Annotated in this window: 15 protein-coding genes; 12 read left to right on the top strand and 3 right to left on the bottom strand. The window is 66.4% G+C overall.

What is annotated here, in order from left to right; genetic code table 11:
- The 10 genes from BT183_RS18325 to BT183_RS18280 all read left to right on the top strand — a co-directional run bounded on the left by BT183_RS18325 (position 1) and on the right by BT183_RS18280 (position 10,409).
- The gene (locus tag BT183_RS18325; RefSeq protein WP_244545381.1) at positions 1-1,812 is read left to right on the top strand and encodes a sensor histidine kinase; all 1,812 of its coding nucleotides are present in this window, start codon (positions 1-3) and stop codon (positions 1,810-1,812) included.
- 26 nt (positions 1,813-1,838) lie between these two features.
- A complete protein-coding gene (locus BT183_RS18320) occupies positions 1,839-2,318 on the top strand; it encodes an HPr kinase/phosphorylase (protein ID WP_072346148.1) in 480 nt (159 codons plus the stop codon).
- 70 nt (positions 2,319-2,388) lie between these two features.
- Positions 2,389-2,787, top strand: a complete 399-nt coding sequence (locus BT183_RS18315) for a PTS sugar transporter subunit IIA (protein ID WP_072346146.1) — start codon at positions 2,389-2,391, stop codon at positions 2,785-2,787.
- Positions 2,788-2,864: 77 nt separating this feature from the next.
- A complete protein-coding gene (locus tag BT183_RS18310; protein ID WP_072346144.1) occupies positions 2,865-3,176 on the top strand; it encodes an HPr family phosphocarrier protein in 312 nt (103 codons plus the stop codon).
- A gap of 100 nt (positions 3,177-3,276) precedes the next feature.
- Positions 3,277-3,792, top strand: a complete 516-nt coding sequence (locus tag BT183_RS18305; RefSeq protein WP_072346142.1) for a DUF2937 family protein — start codon at positions 3,277-3,279, stop codon at positions 3,790-3,792.
- A 297-nt stretch (positions 3,793-4,089) separates the two neighbouring features.
- On the top strand, positions 4,090-5,490 hold the full coding sequence (gene ahcY, locus BT183_RS18300) for an adenosylhomocysteinase (RefSeq protein ID WP_072346140.1): 1,401 nt from the start codon (positions 4,090-4,092) through the stop codon (positions 5,488-5,490).
- A 321-nt stretch (positions 5,491-5,811) separates the two neighbouring features.
- Entirely contained in the window at positions 5,812-8,175 is a 2,364-nt protein-coding gene (locus BT183_RS18295; RefSeq protein ID WP_072346138.1) for a sensor histidine kinase, read from the top strand.
- Positions 8,176-8,646, top strand: a complete 471-nt coding sequence (gene tsaE, locus BT183_RS18290) for a tRNA (adenosine(37)-N6)-threonylcarbamoyltransferase complex ATPase subunit type 1 TsaE (protein ID WP_072346136.1) — start codon at positions 8,176-8,178, stop codon at positions 8,644-8,646. It abuts the gene before it with no gap.
- 69 nt (positions 8,647-8,715) lie between these two features.
- On the top strand, positions 8,716-8,910 hold the full coding sequence (locus tag BT183_RS18285; RefSeq protein WP_072346134.1) for a hypothetical protein: 195 nt from the start codon (positions 8,716-8,718) through the stop codon (positions 8,908-8,910).
- A complete protein-coding gene (locus BT183_RS18280) occupies positions 8,910-10,409 on the top strand; it encodes an amidase (RefSeq protein ID WP_072346132.1) in 1,500 nt (499 codons plus the stop codon). Before BT183_RS18285 ends, BT183_RS18280 begins: the two co-directional genes overlap by 1 nt.
- A 162-nt stretch (positions 10,410-10,571) precedes the next feature.
- On the opposite strand, the gene BT183_RS18275 is transcribed toward BT183_RS18280, so the two are convergent.
- From BT183_RS18275 to BT183_RS18265, 3 genes are all read right to left on the bottom strand, one after another.
- Positions 10,572-12,152: an ABC transporter substrate-binding protein gene (locus BT183_RS18275; protein ID WP_177282620.1), complete on the bottom strand. Its 1,581-nt coding sequence runs from the start codon at positions 12,150-12,152 to the stop codon at positions 10,572-10,574.
- A 199-nt stretch (positions 12,153-12,351) separates the two neighbouring features.
- Positions 12,352-13,380 (bottom strand): dipeptidase, encoded by a 1,029-nt coding sequence (locus BT183_RS18270; protein WP_072346128.1) that lies wholly within the window; start codon positions 13,378-13,380, stop codon positions 12,352-12,354.
- 132 nt (positions 13,381-13,512) lie between these two features.
- On the bottom strand, positions 13,513-14,283 hold the full coding sequence (locus BT183_RS18265) for an IclR family transcriptional regulator (protein WP_072346126.1): 771 nt from the start codon (positions 14,281-14,283) through the stop codon (positions 13,513-13,515).
- Between the two features lie 170 nt (positions 14,284-14,453).
- Here BT183_RS18265 and BT183_RS18260 point away from each other — a divergent pair, with 170 nt between their 5' ends.
- Together BT183_RS18260 and BT183_RS18255 are read left to right on the top strand one after the other, a co-directional pair.
- Positions 14,454-15,956: a sugar ABC transporter ATP-binding protein gene (locus BT183_RS18260; RefSeq protein WP_143145899.1), complete on the top strand. Its 1,503-nt coding sequence runs from the start codon at positions 14,454-14,456 to the stop codon at positions 15,954-15,956.
- A gap of 180 nt (positions 15,957-16,136) precedes the next feature.
- Positions 16,137-17,135: an ABC transporter permease gene (locus BT183_RS18255; RefSeq protein WP_072346122.1), complete on the top strand. Its 999-nt coding sequence runs from the start codon at positions 16,137-16,139 to the stop codon at positions 17,133-17,135.
- The last annotated feature ends 33 nt before the right edge of the window (positions 17,136-17,168 follow it).

Here is a 17,168-nt window from a genome sequence, read left to right as displayed (position 1 = left end):
TTGGCCATCAGCCAGCACGAGGCTGACGCCACCTCCGACGAGGCAGATGCGCCTCGCCGGCGGGGCTTCACGTGGCCGCGGCCTTTGAGGGCGGTGGCGCGCGGGGTTTCGGTCGCGGCCCGCGCCGTCACCCGGCTGCTCTCGATCACGCTGTTTTCGAGCCTCACCAACCGCATCGTGGTGCTCAACCTCGCCGGCCTCATGGTGCTGGTGGTGGGCATCCTCTATCTCAACCAGTGGCGCGCAGGCCTGATCGACGCCCGCGTGCAGAGCCTCAGGGTGCAGGGCGAAATCATCGCGGCGGCGATTGCCGCCTCGGCGACGGTCAACTCCGACGTCATCACCGTCAACCCGGATCGGCTGCTCGAATTGCAGCCGGGCAATAATTTCTCCTCGCTGTCGTTTTTCGATCCGGGGCTTGAATTCCCGATCAATCCCGAGCGCGTCGCGCCGCTGCTGCGCAACCTCGTGACGCCGACCCGCACCCGCGCCCGCATCTATGACCAGGGCGGGCTGCTGATCCTCGACAGCGCCAATATCTATGCGCGCGGGGAAATCCTGCGCGGTCCGGCCGCTGCCGGGCAGGCCGAGGAATTCTTCCTCTGGCGCTGGTGGAACGGGCTGCTCGCCTGGATGCCGGGGGACAATTTCCCCACCTATCAGGAATATGGCGCCGATGAGGGCCGCCGCTATCCCGAAGTGGCCGCCGCGCTCTCGGGGTCGGTGGCCGATCTCGTGCGTGTCGATGGCCAGCGCCGGCTTGTAGTCTCGGTCGCCGTGCCCATCCAGCGCGTACGCGCCACCGTGGGCGTGCTGCTGCTCTCAACCCAGCCGGGCGATATCGACGCCATCGTCGCCACCGAGCGCTGGGGCCTGCTGCGTATCGCCATGATCGCAGCCTCGGTGACCGTCATTCTCTCGCTGCTGCTCGCCGGCACCATTGCCGGCCCGCTGCGCCGCCTCTCTGAGGCCGCCGAGAAGGTGCAGGATTCCATGAACAGCCGGGCTGAAATCCCCGATTTTACCGACCGGAGCGACGAGGTCGGGCACCTCTCAAAGGCGCTGCGCGCGATGACCGAGGCGCTCTACAACCGCATCGAAGCCATCGAGCGCTTTGCCGCCGACGTCGCCCATGAGCTCAAGAACCCGCTGACCTCTCTGCGTTCGGCCGTCGAGACGCTGCCGCTGGCGAAAAAAAGCGAGGATCGCGAGCGCCTCACCGCCATCATCCAGCATGACGTGCGCCGGCTCGATCGGCTGATCTCGGACATCTCCAATGCCAGCCGGCTCGATGCCGAGCTGGCCCGCGGCACCTCCGAGCGCGTCGATGTGGCTTTGCTGCTCGAAACCCTGGCCTCGATACAGAAGGATCTGGGCAAGAAGCGCAATGTCGATGTGGTGCTCGACCTCGCCGAGATGCGCCAGCCCCCGGTGGTTCTGGGCCATGACAGCCGGCTCGCGCAGGTGTTCAACAACCTGATCGACAACGCCGTGTCGTTTTCCCCCGACGGCGGCACGGTCGCCATCCGCGTCGAGACGGTCGAGGACACGCTCACCGTTACCGTCACCGACGAGGGGCCGGGCATTCGCGGCGACATCACGCGCATCTTCCAGCGCTTTTATACCGACCGCCCCGACGCCGAGAAGTTCGGCGACCATTCCGGCCTCGGCCTCTCCATTTCGCGGCAGATCATCACCGCGCATAATGGTACGATCCGTGCCGAAAACCGCACCGATCGCAGCGGCGCACGGTTCACCGTGACGCTGCCGCGCGGCGGCGACGAGAAGGGCGCTCAGCGAAGCCGCAAATAGCGCCCGCCGGCATCTGGGGGGACGCCATGGATACGCGCATCAACATCCACGCCACCGGCATCGTGCTCGACGCGGCGGGCCTCGTCATCCGCGGGCCGTCGGGGGCAGGCAAGTCGCTGCTGGCGCTCTCCCTCCTGACGCTCTGGGAGGATCTCGGGCGGCCGGCTGCCCTTGTGGGTGATGATCGGCTCGATATCGCGCCGGAGGAGGGGGGCTTGCTGATGCTGGCACCCCCGCGCATAGCCGGGCTCATCGAATTGCGCGGGCGGGGCATCGTCGCGCGGCCCTGGCGGCAATCGGCCCCTGTCGATCTCATCGTCGACCTCGTGGACGCGCTCGACCGCATGCCCGAGGAAACCGAGCAGTCGGTGACCGTTGCGGGGGTCAAATTGTCGCGTTGCCCGGTGCCGCGCAACGGGCTGGTGGAACTGGGCCACCAGATGCTGCTGGTGCGCGAGGCGCTGCGCCTTCTGCCGGCCGATCCGCTGCGTCAAAAAACCACTTGAAACGGCGCCCCCATGAGGTGAGACTCCGCGCCGGGGTGCCGGACTGGCATGGCGAGCCTAGGGATACGCGATGATTGGTCTGGTTCTTGTGACGCATGGGGCGCTGGCCGTCGAATTCAAATCGGCGCTCGAACATGTCGTGGGCCCTCAGGAGCGGGTCGAGGCGGTCTGCATCGGCCCCGATGACGACATGGAAGCCCGCCGCCAGGACATCCTTTCGGCGGTCGATGCCGCCGATGACGGGCAGGGGGTGGTGATCCTCACCGACATGTTCGGCGGCACGCCCTCGAACCTTGCGATTTCCGTCATGCAGAGCCGTGCCATCGAGGTGATCGCCGGGGTCAACCTGCCCATGCTGGTCAAGCTGGCGCGCGTGCGCGGCGAGACCCCGATCAAGCAGGCGGTGCGCGACGCCGCCGAGGCCGGCCGCAAATATATCAATGTGGCGAGCGAGACGCTGGGCGCCTGACAGGGCTCACTATTTTGCCGTTCGCCCGGCGATTCGGGCAATTTTCTTGAGCCCAGAAATCCGCTAGCATTATCGGCATGAACACCTCCGCCAGCCCCGGCCGCGCCGTCGCGCAGCAGATGACCATCGTCAACCGCAAGGGCCTGCATGCCCGCGCCTCGGCCCGCTTCGTGCGCACGGCCGAGTGCTTCGATGCCGCGATCAAGGTTACCCGCGATGGCCAGACCGTCGATGGCAGCTCGATCATGGGGCTGATGATGCTGGGGGCCGGGCCGGGCTCGACCATTCTCGTGCAGGCCTCCGGCCGGCAGGCGCGCGAGGCGCTCGATGCCATCACTTTGCTCGTCGAGAACGGCTTTGACGAAGACAATGAGGGGCTCTCCGCCTGAGCGCGAGCAACTGCGGTCTCGCCCTGCGCATTAAGGATTGGCTCGGCACTTCCGGCTAGACTGGCCGGATGACAATGGAGTGGGCCATGGGAGCGCCACGATGCGCAGAACGCTGAGCCTTCTGGGCGGCGCGCTGATCGGGCTCGCCCTCGGTCAGTTCCCCGAATATGCCCAGCAATACACCCAGCGGCTGGGCGGCGCCGTCGATGAGTTGCGCATCATCACCGCTGATTTCGACCGCGCTGCGAGCGAGGCCGGCCTCAGCCGGCAGCAGGCGCTGGCGCGCTTTACCGCCACCGGCGACGATTTCGTGGGCGGGCGCGGCCGGTCGATGGAAGCCACGTTCCGCCGCTACGAGACCCTGTCGGCAACCCTCGCGCGGATCGAGACGGCCGACCCCTGGACCCGCGTGACGCTTCTGCCCGCCTTCCTCGATACCGATATCGGGCAGCGCACGCTGTCCGCCTACAAGCCGGCCTTGCCCGTGACGGCCGAGGGCCTGGCCTGGGCCGGCGCTGGCCTGGGGCTGGGTTATCTCGTCTTTTCGGGCCTCATCCGTTTCTGCATGCTGCCCTTTTCGCGCCGACACCGGCGTCGGTATCGCGAGGCGGATTAGGATTGCGCGTAGGTCGGCTGGCTTGCGCCACTCGAGCCTAGCTCTCGTGGCCTTGCTGCGCTCGAAAGCCTTCACCGGAGGCTTTCGTCCGGCTGCGCCGGATCGCTCCTAGCGCCATTCGCGCATAGCGCTCATGGCCTTGCCACCTCAAATCCCTCCACCGGAGGGATTTGGCCGCAAAGCGGCCGGTGGCAAGGATATAAGGTTTTCTTTATATCCGGTTGATCCGGCCGGGCGCCGCGCGTATAACCCGCGCAAATCCGCCCTTTCCAAGATCATCTGCCTGGAGTGCCCGTCATGGCCGCCTTCACCGACTACATCGTCAAGGACATCGGCCTCGCCGATTTCGGCCGCAAGGAAATCCTGATGGCCGAGCACGAGATGCCGGGCCTGATGGCCATCCGCGAGGAATTCGCGCCGAGCCAGCCGCTCAAGGGCGCCCGCATCGCCGGCTCGCTGCACATGACCATCCAGACCGCCGTGCTGATCGAGACGCTCAAGGCGCTCGGAGCCGATATCCGCTGGGTGTCGTGCAACATCTTCTCGACCCAGGATCATGCGGCCGCCGCCATCGCCGCCGCCGGCATCCCCGTCTTTGCCAAGAAGGGCGAGTCGCTCGAGGAATACTGGGCCTATACCGACCGCATGATGGATTGGGGCGATGGCGGCACGCCCAACATGATCCTCGATGATGGCGGGGACGCCACCATGCTGGTGCTGACCGGCGCGCGCGCCGAAACCGATCCCTCCATCCTCGACAAGCCGGGCAATGAGGAAGAGGAGATCTTTTTTGCCACCATCAAGCAGCGTCTTTCGACCCATCCGGGGTTTTACTCGCGCATCCGCGCCAACATCCGCGGCGTCTCGGAAGAGACCACCACGGGCGTGATGCGGCTCTACCAGCTGCAGCAGAAGGGCGAACTGCCCTTCCCGGCGATCAACGTCAACGACAGCGTCACCAAGAGCAAGTTCGACAACAAATACGGCACCCGCGAGAGCCTCGTGGACGCTATCCGCCGCGGCACCGACGTGATGCTGGCCGGCAAGGTCGCCATCGTGTGCGGCTATGGCGATGTCGGCAAGGGGTCGGCGCAGTCGCTGCGCGGCGCCGGCGCTCGCGTGCTGGTGACTGAAGTCGACCCCATCTGCGCGCTGCAGGCGGCCATGGACGGCTATGAGGTGGTGACGCTCGAGGAGGCCGCGCCGCGCGCCGATATCGTGGTGACCGCCACCGGCAACCGCGACGTGGTCACCGTCGACCATGTGCGCGAGATGCGCGACATGGCCATCGTGTGCAATATCGGGCACTTCGACAACGAGATCCAGGTTGCCGCGCTGCGCAACTTCAAGTGGACCAATGTCAAGCCGCAGGTCGATCTCATCGAGCTGCCCTCGGGCAAGCGCATCGTGCTGCTGTCGGAAGGCCGGCTGGTCAATCTGGGCAATGCCACCGGGCATCCGAGCTTTGTGATGTCGGCGTCCTTCTCCAACCAGACGCTGGCGCAGATCGAGCTGTGGCTCAATGGCGAACGCCTCGAGCACAAGGTGCATGTGCTGCCCAAGCATCTCGACGAGAAGGTGGCGGCCCTTCACCTGCCCAAGCTGGGCGCCAAGCTCACCACGCTCACCAAGAGCCAGGCAGATTATATCGGCGTTTCGAGCGAAGGGCCGTTCAAGCCGGACCAGTATCGCTACTGAGCCGATCACGGGTCCGTTAACGCTTCGTTCACTGTTCGGACCGAGGTCAACCCTCGAAAGCGGGCCTATGCCCGCTTTCAACAGGCAAGATGCCCCTTTTGCCGTGAATCCCCGGCCGCTATCTTGCCGTTGATTCGTCGGCCCTGTGTTGTGCCGACGACGCCGGAGCCGCCCGTCACGGGTTCCCGCTCCTGGCGCTGTAGTGAGGCGCTGTTGACCGGCGCCGGCGAGTAAGCGGCAAAATGCGGTATAAAGGGGCAGCTTATGGCGCCGGAATTGTTCCGGAACAGGCGGGGATTCGCGGTATTGGCCGCGGCCCCCATGGTTCTATTATCGACCGTTCCGGCTCTTGCGCAGTCCCTCAATGTCGCCAAGCTGATTGGCACCGTGCCGCTCGCTGTCGCCCTTGGGGGCGGCGCGTTCGCGCTGCTCGCCCTCATCCTCTTTCGCCGTCTCAAGCGCGACCGGCTCGCCGCCGAACGTGATTCGGCCGCCCAGGTCGCCTCGCTGCGGGCCCTGCTCGACGAATACGAAGCCCTGCTTGCGGGGGGACGCGAAGTTACGCTCCTCTGGAGCGAGACGGGCGGCAGCCCGCGCATCCTGGGCACGGTGGCCGAACTTGTGCCCGCTGGCCGACGGCCCGAGGCGGTGCTCGATTTCGCCTCCTGGACCACCGACACACAGGCCAAGCTGCTCTCGGGGGCCGTCGAGGGCCTGCGCGTGCATGGCCGGTCCTTCGAGACGAGCCTCAAGACCCGCGACGGGCGGCTCGTGCGCGCCGCTGGCTGGGTTCTGGGTGGGGGCGTCGCCATTCGCTTGAGGCTCGAGGATGAACCGCAGGCTGCGACTCCCGCTGCTCCCGCAGCACCGACCACAGTGCCCGAAATCGATCTGAGGCCCCTTGCCGATGCCCTGAGCCTGCCCGCCTGGGTGCGCGGGCGCGACGGGCGGCTGAGCCACGCCAACCCCGCCTATGGCACGCTGGTGGCCTCGCTGGGTCGCGCCTCGGGGCAGGGGGCGCTGGTCGATCTCGTGACCCCGCCGGGCGCCGAGCGCAGCGGACGCTGCCAGCTCGGACCGGCCGGTGCCTTCGCCTGGCAGGAGGTGGATATCGGCGGGCAGCGGCTGGGGCTTCTCACCCCCGAGCGGCGTGACATGCCGGCACCGGGCGCCGATCCGGCCGGCGGACATCTGGGCGGCATCATCGATGCCCTCGCCACCCCCATCGCAATCTTCAGTTCCCGGCGCGAACTGATTCAGTTCAACCGCGCCTATGCCGATCTCTGGGGGCTCGATCCCGACTGGCTGCGCACCGGCCCCGACGAACGCACCATTCTCGATCGCCTGCGCACCGAGAGCCTGCTGCCGGCCGAGCCCGACTATCACGGCTGGCGCGCCCGCCACCTCGAATCCTATACCCTCAAGACCGCACGCGAGAGCGACCCCTGGCACCTGCCCGATGGGCGCACGCTGCAGGTCATCGCTGCCCCGGCCGGTGGGCGCGGCGGGGTGATCTATGTGTTCGAGGACATCACCGCCCAGCTCAACCTGCGCTCGATCAACCGCGCGCTGCTAGATGTGCAGCGTTCGACCCTCAATGCGCTGACCGAGGCCGTGGCGGTGTTCGGCACCAATGGCCGGCTGACCCTCTCGAACCCGCAATTCGAGACGATGTGGTCTCTGAGCCTGCGCGAGCTCGGCCCCAATCCGCATATCGACCGCATCGCCGAAGCCAGCACACGCGGCCTGCCCGAGGATGGCCCCTCGCTCTGGCGTGACCTCAAGCGCGGCATCATCGACCTGACCCCGGCCCGCACCGATACCTCGGGCCGCGTCAGCCGGTCCGACGGGCGGCTGCTCGACTACAACCTTGTGCGCCTGCCCGACGGGCAGACCATGATGACCTTCCTGGATGTCACCGAGAGCGCCAATTACAGCCGCCTGCTCAAGGAGCACAACGACGCCCTCGTCACCGCCGACCGGCTCAAGGATGCCTTCGTGCAGAATGTCTCCTACGAGCTGCGTTCGCCTCTGACCGACATCATCGGCTTTGCCCATCTCCTCGCTTCGGAGGAGTTCGGCCCCCTCAACGCCCGCCAGCGCGCCTATACCGACTATATCCAGGCCTCGAGCGTCACGCTGGGCGTGCTCATCGACAACATCCTCGATCTCGCGACCGTCGATGCCGGCATCGCGCAGCTGCGCACCGAGCCGCAGGATATTCGCCAGCTGGTGGAAAAGGCGCGGGCCGGGCTGGCCGCGACCTTCCCCGAGATCGATGGCGAGCGGGCCATCGCGCTCGAACTCGATATTCCGCTCGGGCTGCCGCCCCTCGTCGCCGATGGCACGCGGCTCGTGCAGGTGCTCTACAATTTGCTCTCAAGCGCGGCGCGCTTTTCGGAAAAGGGCGGCCGGGTGCGGCTTTCGGCCGAAGCGCGCGGTGGACGCGTCGTGTTCATCGTCGAGGATGAGGGCCCCGGCCCGACCGAGGAGATGCGGGCGGCGCTTTCGGGCGGCGAGGACCTTTCGGCCCGCCAGCGCGGGGCGGGGCTCGGCCTCGCCATCGTGCGCAGCTTCGTGCACCTGCATGGCGGCACCGTCTCGATGGAAGCGCGCGAACCGCGCGGCACCCGCGTCGTGGTCAACCTGCCCCAGACCGCGGCCATGGCAGGCGCCGCCGAGTAGATGACGCAATATTGGCTCGCCGACGATGCCGCGACCGTCCGCTTCGGGCAGGCGCTCGCGGGCCGCCTCGTGCCGGGCGATATGGTTCTGCTCGAAGGCGATCTGGGCGCCGGCAAGACGGCGCTGGCCCGCGCCATCATCCGCGCCCTCTGTGCCGATGCCGATCTCGATGTGCCCTCGCCCACCTTTGCGCTGGTGCAGCCCTACGAGACACCGGCGGGCACGCCCGTGCTGCATTCCGATCTCTATCGCATCGCCGATCCGCACGAGATCGACGAGCTCGGCCTGCTCGATACCCCCGAGGCCATCGTGCTCGTCGAATGGCCCCAGCAGGCGCCCGAGCTCTATGCCCGCGCCACCCATCGCATCCAGCTTGCCATTCCGCCCGGAGGTAGCGGCCGGATGATCGACATGGAGGTCAAGAACGCCGATTTCTTGCGTGATTTCGAGATTCCATCTCGAAATCCGTAAGAAACTGCGCCAATCTCTCCTCATTGCGGAACGAGGGCCGTAGCGGTCCGCCGCCTGGGGGAGTTTGCCATGCCGCCGCGCCTCAGCCTTGACGACCTTGCCGCGCTGGTGCGCCGCGCCGGCCTGCCGATGACACCCGAACAGATCGCCGCCCTGCACCAGGGTAGCTGGGGCTATCTCGAAACCATGCTCGACCGCGTCAGCGGCGCGGGGGTCGACCGCTTCGCCGAACCTGCGGCGACCTTCGATCCGGAGCAGCGCTGATGGCCATTCCCACAATCGCCGAAGCCCATGCGCTTTTTGCCAAGAAGGCGCTTTCGCCCGTCGAACTCCTCGACCAGTGCCGCGAGCGCATCGAGGCGCTCGAAGAGACGCTGCATGTCTTCGTGACCCCCACCTTCGAGCGCGCAGGTGACGAGGCGCGGGCCGCCGAGGCCCGGATGATGTCGGGCGAATTGCTGGGTCCGCTCGATGGCATCCCCATCGGCCACAAGGATATTTTCTGCACCAAAGGCATCCGCACCACGGCGCAGAGCCGCATCCTCGCCGACTACGTGCCCGACGAGGATGCGACGCTGGTGCACCGCCTCGCCGAGGCCGGCACGCTGATGATGGGCAAGCTCACCACCTATGAGTTTGCCATGGGCGGCCCGAGCTTCGATCTCAACTGGCCGCCCGCCCGCAACCCGTGGGGCATCGAGCGGATGACCGCGGGTTCCTCCTCGGGCACGGCGGCGGGCGTTGCCGCGGGTTTCATCCTGGGCGGCACCGGCTCCGACACGGGCGGATCGGTGCGCGTGCCTTCGGGCCATTGCGGCATCGCCGGGCTCAAGCCGACCTACGGCGTGCTCTCGCGCAAGGGCGTGCTGCCGCTCTCGTTCTCGCTCGATCATGCCGGGCCCATGGCGTGGACGGCCGAGGACTGCGCGCTGATGATGAACGCCATGGCCGGGCATGATCCTGGGGATCCATCCTCGAGCCGCCACGACATGCCCGATTTCACCGGCAATCTGGGGCGCAGCCTCAAGGGCCTGCGCATCGGGGTGGTCGGCCATTTCCACGAAACCGATAACCCCGCCAATCCGGCGGTTCTGGGCGCGATCGGCGAGGCCGCCGCGTTCTTTGCCGAGGCCGGCGCCGAAATCACGAGCGTGACGCTGCCCTCGCTCCAGGCGTTCAATGCCGTCTCGCATGTGCTGATCACGGTCGAGGCCGCGGCCGTGCACCAGGGCGATCTGCGCAGCCGCTATGGCGAATATGGCGAATTGCTGCGCAGCCGGCTCACCCCCGGGGCGCTGATTTCAGGGGTCGACTACGTGCAGGCCCAGAGGCGGCGGCGCGAGATGGTGCTCGAAGTGGCGCGTGTGATGGAGGGCGTGGATATCCTCCTCACCACCAGCACGCCGGCCGAGGCCAAGCCGCTTTTCGGCGACCAGAAGCTGCGCAATCTCGACCTGCCGCCCTTTACCGCGCCCTTCAACGTCACCGGCCAGCCGGCCATTTCGGTCTGTGCCGGCTTCGGCGCCGAGGGCCTGCCGCTCTCGATCCAGCTCGCCGCAAGACCCTTCGAGGAGCCTTTGCTGCTCGCCGTCGCCGACGCTTATGAAAAGGCCCATGCCTGGCGCACCCGCCGCCCTGCGCTGCTGGGATACGCTGAGCCTCGTGCTGTGCCTTTGACGCTCGGACCTCACCCCGAGGCTTCCGAGCGACCCGAAAGGGTCCGGGCGCACCACTGGAGCGCCCGGAGCGCAGGAAGGCCATGAGAGCTATGCTCGAATGGCTGGCAGCGCCGCGTCTCGAAGGGCGAGGTCCACTGGCACATTGATTGCGGAGATAAACGCAAAACCCCATCCCGGTTTTGCCGGAACGGGGCTTCGCTCGGTTCTGGTGCTACCCGGCCGGATCACCGGCCGGGAGCTGGGATCTTACTGCTGGAGCCAGAGATTGCGGTAGAACCGGAAGCTCAGGCCGGCATCGCCATTGTAGCCCATGACCTTGTTGGCCAGGACGTCATAGGAGGCCGAGGCCCAGGTCATGCCGACCGGCCCGCGGGTGGCGAGGATGGTTTCGGCTTCCTGGTAGAGCTTTTCGCGCGCATCGCGGTCGAGCTCGGTGCGGGCCTTTTCGATCAGGGCATCATACTCCGGATCGCTCCAGTTGCCGTAATTGAGGCCGCCGCCGGTCGCGAATGCCGAGGAGAAGCGCTCATCCGGATCGAGCGTCATCGAGAAGCCGCTCTGGTAGATGTCGAAGTCGTTGGCCCGGATGGCTGCGTTGGCGACGGTGGATTCCGCCAGCTGCAGGTTCACCTTGATGCCGACATTGGCCAGCTGGTATTGCTCGACTTCAGCCGAACGCACCTGGAAGGCGGAGGTTGAGATCACGAGCAGATTGGTCTCGAAACCATCGGGATAGCCGGCTTCGGCGAGCAGCGCCTTGGCCTTCTCGATATCGGGCGCGCCGTAGATCGGCTCCTTGACCGAACCCCAGCGATCGGGCGGCAGGTAGCCGGCATTGAGCACGGTGCCGTGGCCCGAATTGGCGATATCGAGGATTTCCTGACGGTCGAGCGCATAGAACACCGCCTGACGCACCCGCACGTCATCCCACGGCTTGCGCGAGGTGTTCATACGGAAGTGCAGCGACAGCGAGCCCGAGCCGCCGAACCACTTGACGGCCGGATCGGTCTTGAGCGCATCGATGAATTCGGGCGCGGCGAACCACAGGAAGTCGACCGTGCCCGAGCGGATGGCGGCGGCGCGGGCGTTGTCGTCCGGGTTCCAGGTGATGTCGATGCCGTCGAGATAGGGCTGGCCTTCGCGCCAGTATTCGGTGTGCTTGTCCAGCACCACGCGCTGGCCCACGACATGTTCGCGCAGCTTGAACGCGCCCGAGCCGGCGTCCGTGGTCTGGTTGAGCCCGGTGCCCTCGATCACGGTGCGATCGACAATGGAGGCGCCATAGGTCGAGAGCAGGGTGAGGAACGGCGCGTTGGGCGCATTGAGGTTGAAGACCACCGTGTGGTCGTCAGGCGTCTCGATGCTGGTGATGTTGGAATAGGAGCGGGCGCGCGGCGAGGCGGTGGCCGGGTTCTGGATGCGCTCGATGGAATATTTCACATCGGCCGAGGTCACCGGATTGCCCGAGTGGAATTTGGCGTTCTGCCTGAGCTTGAAGGTGTAGGTCTTGCCGTCTTCCGAGATTTCCCAGCTTTCGGCAAGCGCCGGCTGCAGGCCATCCATCGTGGTTTCGAGCAGCGATTCATAGATCTGCTCGACGATCAGGAAGCCCGAGGTGTCGGACGTCACATGCGGGTCGAGCGTCTGCACGTCGAGGCGGATCAGCATGTTGATCCGGCCGCCCGGGGTCGGGGTCAGGCTGGTTTCCTCGGGGATGGAGAAGCGCTTCTCCATCTGCGCCATGGCCGGGGTCGCCATGCCGATCGCGGTGCCGGCGAGGAGGGCCATCGCGGCGCCGAACGTCACCATCCGGCGGAGTCTGTTCACTTTGGGCTGCTTCATCTTGGTCTCCATGGCACGGGGCCGCAACCCTGCCGGCTTATGCGGGTCTGCACGTCCGGGATGGAGGCGGCTCGTCCGTCCCGGGCCTCGGGTGGTGCCGTCACGCCTCCGCCAGGGGCGCGACGGGTGGTGCTCATGCCATGGCCGGGGGCAGCCCGGAGGCCGCCGCCCGGTAACGATCGGGTCAGGCCTTCCAGCTGGCGGCCATCACGCGCAGCCAGTTGCCGCCGAGGATCTTCTTGATGTCGTCGTCCGAATAGCCGCGCTTGACGAGGCCGGTCGTGATGTTGGGGAATTCGGCGGCGTCGTTGAGCGTCTTGCAGCGGCGTTCGCCCCACGGCCAATTGCCGAGCAGCGCGCCATGGCGGGCGGCGGCGGCCGCGCGCTTTTCGGGCGAATAGGTCTCGTCGAAATCGAGCCCGATGGCGACGCTGTCGATGCCGGCAAGCTCGACGATCTTGTCGATATGCTCCACCAGCCGGGCGATGTCGGGCTGGGTGGTCGGCTTGTCGGGATAGTAGAGATAGGGCGAAAGCCCGGTGATGCCCATCACGCCGCCATGCTTGCCGAGTTCGCGGATGGTGTCGTCGGTCTTGGCGCGGATATGGGGCGACAGGCTGGCGCAGAAGGAATGCGTGATCATGATCGGCTTGTCGGAGGCTTCCATCGCCTCCACCGTAGTGCGCTGCCCGCAATGGGAGACGTCGACCACGATGCCGAGCTGGTTCATTTCCTTGATGAACTGGCGGCCATAGTTGGAGAGGCCGTCATCGGTCTTTTCACCGCAGCCCGAGCCGATGAAATTCTGGCGCTGGTAGGTGAGCTGCATGATGCGGCAGCCCAGATCGTAGAACGTGCCCAGAAGCCCGAGCTCGAAGCCGATCATCTCGACATTCTGGGGCCCGAAGATGATGGCTTCGCGGCCCGAGCGCTTGGCTTCATGGATGTCGGCGACGGTTCGGGCCAGGAGCACCTTGTCGGTATTGGCCTCGATCCAACGACTGGCGCGGTTGAGTTCGAGAAACGAGGTGTAGAGGTCCGAATAGGGGCCAGTGACGGTGTGGTTCACGGCCGTGACCCCGCCGCTCTTGTAGCGGGTGAAGTGGTTTTCGCCCAGTTCCACCACGATGGAGCCATCGATCACGATGGCTTCGGCGTGCAGTTTCTCGATATGCGCCTGCTCGGAAGCGCTGAGGGTCGTCGTATCCAGCATCAATGAAGTCCTCGGTCGGGCGGGCCTTGCGCGGCCCTTTCCCACACCTTATCGCATCTGCGGCGTCCGTCGAGTGCTTTTTGACGAATTTTGCGATGATAAGGTGGTCGTTCTGCGAATTTCGTAAATTCGTCAGTCCACCGAAATGGCGCCGCCGGCCTCGCGCAAAAGATTGAGCGTCTCGGTGCGGCCGGGCTGGTCGGAGCGGTCGAGCCGTCGGATGAAGGGGCAGGTGAGGGCGGCGGCCGCATAGCCATCTGGCGAGAGCACGGGCACCGTCAGGTCTTCGACGCCCTCGATCTGCAGGCTCGGCGCGGCCCGATAGCCGGCCCGCCGGTATTGGGCGAGCGAGGGCTCGATGGCCTCCAGCCTTTGCGCCCTGTCGGTGCCCTGCCAGAACGCCAGCAGGTCCGCCACCGCCTCGGGGGCGCGGAAGGCCAGCAGCACCTGTCCCGATCCCGAGCCTAAAAGATCGATCTCGGTGCCGACGCGGATGCCGAATTCCCAGCTGCCCGAACTGCTGACCTGCTGGGCTACGACAGCGGTGCCCCGCTCGGGCACGACGAGATGGCAGGATTGCCCGGCAAGCCGCGCGAACCGGTCCATCACCGGGGTGGCGCGCGCCACGAGCCGGCGCACGGGCGGATGCCTGTGGGCGAGCACGAAGAGCTTGATGGTGAGCGCATAGCGGTCGCCCTCGGGCGAGCGGCTGACATAGTCGCGCGCCACGAGGCGCTCGAGCATGCGATAGATTTCGCTGGGGCTGCGCCCCATGGCCCGCACGATCTCGCCCCGCGTCATGCCACGCGGCTGCTCGGAGAGCAGTTCGAGAATATCGAGGCCCTTGTCGAGAGCGGGCGCACGATAGCGCTCGGCCGGGCCGTCCTTCACATCGCTGCTCATGCCGCCCCTCCCGTTGGCGTGAGCCTATTGCAGTCCGCGTTCATTTGTGAATAAATCATTCGTATATGGCAAGAGCCATGGCGCGATTGAGCTGGGAGGAGCGATCGGGCATGAGCATCCAGAGCGCGTCTGCGTCTGCTGCGTCCCCCCTTGCGACCCCCATCGTCGCGATGGAGGGCATCGAGAAATCCTTTCCCGGCGTGCATGCGCTCAAGTCGGTGCGGTTCGAGCTGCTGCCCGGCGAGGTCCATGCCCTCATGGGCGAGAACGGCGCCGGCAAGTCGACGCTGATGAAGATCCTGTCGGGCGTCTATGCCAAGGATGCCGGCACCATCCGCATCGACGGCCAGCCCGTGGAGATCGGCTCGCCGCGTGAGGCGCAGGCGCTCGGCATCGGCATCATTCACCAGGAACTGAGCCTGATGCGCGAGCTGACCGCCGCGCAGAACATCTTCATCGGACGCGAGCCCCGAAAAGCTTTTGGATTGCTGCTCGACGAGGCGGCCCTCAATGATGGCGCCGCCAGCATCTTCAAGAGCATGAACCTCGCGCTCGATCCGCGCGCGCCGGTGGAAAGCCTCACCATCGCCAAGCAGCAGATGGTCGAGATCGCCAAGGCGCTGTCGCACAAGAGCCGCGTTCTGATCATGGACGAGCCCACCGCGGCGCTCAACGATGCCGAGATCGCCGAGCTTTTCGCCATCATCCGCCGGCTCAAGGCGGAGGGCGTCGGCATCGTCTACATTTCCCACAAGATGGACGAGATCAAGCGCATCTCGGACCGGGTGACGGTGATGCGCGACGGCGAATATGTCGGCACGGTGCCGGCCGCCGACACGCCGATCGAAACCATCATCGCGATGATGGTGGGCCGGGCGCTGACCACCGAAGTCGCGGCGCCCAGGGCCAGCGAGGATGCGCCCATCGCGCTCGAAGTGATCGGGCTGAGGCGCGGTCGCGAAATCCGCGACGTGAGCCTCCATGTCCGCAAGGGCGAGATCCTCGGCTTTGCCGGGCTGATGGGGGCCGGCCGCACCGAGGTGGCGCGCGCCATCTTCGGGGCCGATCCGCTCGAAGCGGGCGAAATCCGGATCAACGGCAAGGCGGTCTCGATCCGGCGCCCCGAGGATGCGGTCAAGGCCGGCATCGGCTACCTGTCCGAAGACCGCAAGCATTTCGGCCTCGCCACCGGCCTCGACGTGCGCAACAACATCGCGCTGGCCAGTCTCGAGCGCTTCTGCGCCCCCGGCGGGGTGCTCAAGGATGGCGAGATGCGCGATATCGCCAAGCGCTATATCGGCCAGCTCTCGATCAAGACCCCTTCGGACCAGCAGGAGGCGCGCCTGCTCTCGGGCGGCAACCAGCAGAAGGTGGTCATCGCCAAATGGCTTTTGCGCGACTGCGAGATCCTGATCTTCGATGAACCGACACGCGGCATCGATGTCGGCGCCAAGACCGAGATCTACAAGCTGCTCAACGCGCTGGCCGCGCAGGGCCGCGCCATCATCGTGATTTCCTCCGAACTGCCCGAGGTTCTGCGGCTCTCGCACCGCATCGCGGTGATGTGCGAAGGCCGGCTCACCGGCTTCCTGCCCGCAGGGGCCAGCCAGGAAGCCATCATGCAACTCGCCACGCAGCGCCAGAGCGCGGTGGAGGCACCTCATGCAGCCTAGTCCGCGTCACGCGCACCCGGTCTCCTTTCACCTCTCCCTCGGGGGAGAGGTCGGCGCGCAGCGCCGGGCGAGGGGGCCTTTGCTTTCATATCAGCAGGAAGGCCCCCTCACCCCGTCCCTCTCCCCTGAGGGGAGAGGGGGCGCAGGAGCCGCGACGATCAGTTTGAAGGGCCAGACACAATGACCGACACGCTTGCCACCCCCGCCAAGCCCCAGGGCATCCGCATCACCGGGGCGTTCCACCGGCTCCTGGCTTTTTCCGGGCTCATCGCGCTGGTCGTGGTGTTCTCGTTGGCCTCGCCCAATTTCATGCAGACCAACAATGTGCTCGCCATCCTGCAGGCGACGTCGGTCAATGGTGTGCTGGCGATTGCCGCGACCCTCGTGATCATCACCGGCGGCATCGACCTCTCTGTGGGTACGCTGATGACCTTCTGCGCCGTGATCTGCGGGGTGGTGCTGACCTATCTGGGCATGCCCCTGCCGCTCGGCATCCTCGCCGCCATCGCCGCGGGCACCGCCAGCGGGCTGATTTCGGGCACCATCGTCGCCAAGCTCAAGGTGCCGCCCTTCATCGCCACGCTGGGCATGATGCTGATCCTCAAAGGTCTGTCGCTGGTGATTTCGGGCACGCGACCGATCTATTTCAACGACACGCCCGGCTTCACCCAGATCGCGCAGGGGTCCATTATCGGCTCCGTGTTCCCGGCCCTGCCCATTCCAAATGGCGTGCTGATCCTGTTCCTCGTCGCCATCATCGCGGCCTTCATCCTCGGGCGCACGGTGCTGGGGCGCTACACCTTCGCGCTGGGCTCCAACGAGGAGGCCGTGCGGCTTTCGGGCGTCAACACCGATCGCTGGAAGATCGCCGTCTATGCGCTGGCCGGCGGCATCTGCGGGGTGGCCGGGCTGCTCATCGCCAGCCGCCTCAATTCGGCGCAGCCGGCGCTGGGGCAGGGCTATGAGCTCGATGCCATCGCGGCGGTCGTGATCGGGGGCACTTCGCTCTCGGGCGGGCGCGGCACCATCCTGGGCACGCTGATCGGGGCGCTCATCATCTCGGTTCTGGCCAATGGCCTGCGCATCCTGTCGGTGGCGCAGGAATGGCAGACCGTGGTCACCGGCACCATCATCATCCTCGCCGTCTATGCCGATATCCTGCGCCGCAGGCGGCTCTGACGGCCATGTTTCCAGCGCGCCCGCCCTCATGCA

The organism is Devosia enhydra, assembly GCF_900119845.1.
Taxonomy (GTDB): domain Bacteria; phylum Pseudomonadota; class Alphaproteobacteria; order Rhizobiales; family Devosiaceae; genus FPKU01.
The sequence above is the reverse complement of the archived record's forward strand: the minus strand, read 5'-3'. Positions and strand labels throughout refer to the sequence as shown.

What these genes read in the sequence shown, in the direction of transcription:
- BT183_RS18320 (WP_072346148.1), top strand. Translation starts at nt 1,839, where the DNA reads ATGGATACGCGCATCAACATCCACGCCACCGGCATCGTGCTCGACGCG.
- BT183_RS18315 (WP_072346146.1), top strand. Translation starts at nt 2,389, where the DNA reads ATGATTGGTCTGGTTCTTGTGACGCATGGGGCGCTGGCCGTCGAATTC.
- BT183_RS18310 (WP_072346144.1), top strand. Translation starts at nt 2,865, where the DNA reads ATGAACACCTCCGCCAGCCCCGGCCGCGCCGTCGCGCAGCAGATGACC.
- BT183_RS18305 (WP_072346142.1), top strand. Translation starts at nt 3,277, where the DNA reads ATGCGCAGAACGCTGAGCCTTCTGGGCGGCGCGCTGATCGGGCTCGCC.
- ahcY (WP_072346140.1), top strand. Translation starts at nt 4,090, where the DNA reads ATGGCCGCCTTCACCGACTACATCGTCAAGGACATCGGCCTCGCCGAT.
- BT183_RS18295 (WP_072346138.1), top strand. Translation starts at nt 5,812, where the DNA reads ATGGTTCTATTATCGACCGTTCCGGCTCTTGCGCAGTCCCTCAATGTC.
- tsaE (WP_072346136.1), top strand. Translation starts at nt 8,176, where the DNA reads ATGACGCAATATTGGCTCGCCGACGATGCCGCGACCGTCCGCTTCGGG.
- BT183_RS18285 (WP_072346134.1), top strand. Translation starts at nt 8,716, where the DNA reads ATGCCGCCGCGCCTCAGCCTTGACGACCTTGCCGCGCTGGTGCGCCGC.
- BT183_RS18280 (WP_072346132.1), top strand. Translation starts at nt 8,910, where the DNA reads ATGGCCATTCCCACAATCGCCGAAGCCCATGCGCTTTTTGCCAAGAAG.
- BT183_RS18270 (WP_072346128.1), bottom strand. Translation starts at nt 13,380, where the DNA reads ATGCTGGATACGACGACCCTCAGCGCTTCCGAGCAGGCGCATATCGAG.
- BT183_RS18265 (WP_072346126.1), bottom strand. Translation starts at nt 14,283, where the DNA reads ATGAGCAGCGATGTGAAGGACGGCCCGGCCGAGCGCTATCGTGCGCCC.
- BT183_RS18260 (WP_143145899.1), top strand. Translation starts at nt 14,454, where the DNA reads ATGGAGGGCATCGAGAAATCCTTTCCCGGCGTGCATGCGCTCAAGTCG.
- BT183_RS18255 (WP_072346122.1), top strand. Translation starts at nt 16,137, where the DNA reads ATGACCGACACGCTTGCCACCCCCGCCAAGCCCCAGGGCATCCGCATC.